The 2,648-nt window shown below is 63.3% G+C and carries 4 protein-coding genes; all 4 read right to left on the reverse strand.

Features of this window, described 5'->3' with window-relative positions:
- Positions 1-224: 224 nt before the first annotated feature.
- A complete protein-coding gene (locus MX659_RS09015) occupies positions 225-557 on the reverse strand; it encodes a hypothetical protein (protein WP_267193165.1) in 333 nt (110 codons plus the stop codon).
- A gap of 483 nt (positions 558-1,040) precedes the next feature.
- Positions 1,041-1,460, reverse strand: a complete 420-nt coding sequence (locus MX659_RS09020) for a hypothetical protein (protein WP_267193166.1) — start codon at positions 1,458-1,460, stop codon at positions 1,041-1,043.
- A 620-nt stretch (positions 1,461-2,080) separates the two neighbouring features.
- Positions 2,081-2,233 carry a hypothetical protein gene (locus MX659_RS09025; RefSeq protein WP_267193167.1) on the reverse strand — a complete coding sequence of 51 codons (153 nt, stop codon included), beginning with the start codon at positions 2,231-2,233 and terminating at the stop codon, positions 2,081-2,083.
- 8 nt (positions 2,234-2,241) lie between these two features.
- Positions 2,242-2,648: RHS repeat-associated core domain-containing protein (locus MX659_RS09030; RefSeq protein WP_267193168.1), on the reverse strand; the 407-nt coding region annotated here is incomplete at its 5' end.

The following is a 2,648-nucleotide window of genomic DNA, read 5'->3' on the forward strand; positions in this document are numbered from 1 at the left end:
TTGTGCGAGCGCAGCCGGTATGCGCGCCGTTGCGTCCGTCAGGACCGCCCCGGGGTTGCCGTAGGCGTCGTAGGAATAGAGCGCGAAGGGCGCGCCGGATGCATCGAGGAGCTCGGCTGCATCGCCGCGCGCGGTCGTCGCGATGAAGAAGGCGACAGGCGCAGCTGCCGCGACTATCGGCAGCGAGCCGCTGCCGACCGAACGACCCGGCCTTTCGACTGCGCCTATCCTCGCAACGCACGCGCAAGCGGCAGCTCGACACCGAACAACCACAGCAATGCAAAGCACAACGGTCCGGATAGCAGCACTGCTGCAATCATGGCAGGCGCCCACGAGCGCCGGACGCCGAGCGAGACCCCCGCGACCAGGGCGCACGACAACAGCCCGGCGAGAGCCCATACCGCAGCAGCCGGCCAATCAAGCCCCGGGTAGCCCCCTCCCAGCACCTCAGCGACCGTCCGGGTCACCTCCATGCGAGCCACCGTCAGAGAGGCCAACCCCCACACCATCGCCAGCGCCATGACGAGCATCACAACCCAGCCGACAGCTCTTCTCACGATGCGCGCCCCCAATCAACGCCAAAGGTGTACATGGTTCCACTTATGCCTGCCGAGACAGAGATGACCGACTGCCCGTTCCCACCTCTCTGCTTGAGCCCTAAGGGCTTTCGCTCGTGATGTGGCGCTCGACAGCGCGCCGGAACCCGCCTGGCCATTCGGCAATCCAATGGTACCGGCTACAGCGGCAATGTCTATGCCTCCGATGCTGACTACGCCAACTATGGCGAGATAGACACAGATGATCTGCTTTCGGGCAGACACGAGATACGGATTGTCCTCACACAGCGTAGAGGCGGACCCAGCGGTCCTTAGAACCCATATCGTTTTCCCGTAGTACTTCAGCCCAAGCGGATAGTAACCCCATGGTCCGAACAGTAGGCGCTTAGGAAGGTGGGTTCTGCGGCCTCCGCCGTACGCGACAGAAACCTCCCCGCTCGGGTCGACCTTGCCTGCCGGGTCGCCTCCGCAGTACTGGTACGATCACCGCCGTGCGGCTTGGCGCTCCATGACCGCCGCGACTGCCACCGCGATCGCGGCTCCAGCCGCCACGGACAGCCCGAACAGCGAGGCAAGCCACACATAGCCGAGACGCTGATCTGGCGGCGCGAAGACTGTTGCGCCCGCGACCATTCCCACAGCGAGCAGCGGAATCCGCAACCGAGACTCGACATCAGGCATCCGGCCCGACTTCTCCGCGAGCGCCAACGATGCGAAACCAAGCCCCGCGAGCAAGCCCACCAGTGCGCTCAGGACGAGGAAGTGGGTGCCGAATTCAGCTGCGGCCTGTGCGGCCCCTCCTCGGACGCTCGCCACGAACGCCGCACCGCACACGACCGCAGCCACAACGACCGGCCAGAGCAACTGCCGCCACGCACCCCCGTTCTGCAAGTCCGATCTCACCACGCTAGCACCCTTCGAGGCCATCCGAGGAAATGCGGGCCCCTGCCCGCAGCCGGGCGACCAGTCCTCGAGTCGTATACATCGCACCTGACAAACCCGGCATACCATTCATCGACAATCCGATACCTTCCCTGCACCTTCCTTTGCAGCTGCCATGCAAACGATACGACAAACCGCCTTGCTGAGTGACATGATGGGCTCCACCGGGCATGTGCGTCTCTGAGCAGTACAAGCAAGTCTCGCTGCTTCCATCGGCGCTTGATCGCGTTCCTGACATCGCTCCAGTTGGAGGCCAACGAAAGGGCTTGATACGCATACCGTATGCCTCGCGGCAACCGGGCAATCAAGGACGCGCCTCCGCTCAAGTACATGAAGAGCGCCTCGGCGCCCCATTTCAGAACCGTTCCTAGCGCCAGCCCAGCATACCTGCAATGCACGTCCCACTCAGTCACGAAGTGGTACGCAACCCACACCCACGCCTCCCCGCTCGGGTCGACCTTGCCTGCCGGGTCGCCTGCGCAGTACAGGTACGGGCTTTCTTCGCCGTCGGCCTTGGCGGGGTCCTTGGTGAGGAACTGGGCCAAGGAGTCGCTAGGGAGCTTTGCGGATTCCTGGGAGCATCACTGGTCGTTGTCGGACGTCTTCGCGCGCCGCTTGCCGCACCGCTCGATCAACCAGAGGATCCCGAGAAAGCTCAAGACTATGGGTCCCAGGATGATCGCCGCAAGCAAGCCTACGAAAACGAACTCCGGAACAGCGAAGCTGGATGCCATGTCTCCTCCTACCAAGGCCTTTTCCACGAGAAGTTCTTCCCCCCGGTGCGAGATCGAGGCCCGAGCAACGGCATGTCCCACCGATAGTAGTCCCCAACTGCGACGAGCCTTCGACCTGCATACAGCTCGTAGTGGCTCCACCATTCCTTACGCCGCGGCGCGGATACCTTGATACCGCCTGTCGTCATCTCGTATTTGCGCCACGTCCGATAACGGTACACGGCTCTCACCATCAACAGACCCGACGCCTCTTCTATGAATCCGATCACGTCCGCTCTGATGGTGACGAATCCTTTCCTCCACTCGCTTGCAAGCCACCAGCTCCAAGCGAAGGCGCCGCCGTAGAGCTGCGCAGCCTCCCCGCTCGGGTCGACCTTGCCCACCGGGTCGCCTCCGCAGTACTGGTACGGGCTTT

This window comes from Parvivirga hydrogeniphila, from assembly GCF_023371205.1.
Classification (GTDB): Bacteria; Actinomycetota; Coriobacteriia; order Anaerosomatales; family Anaerosomataceae; genus Parvivirga; species Parvivirga hydrogeniphila.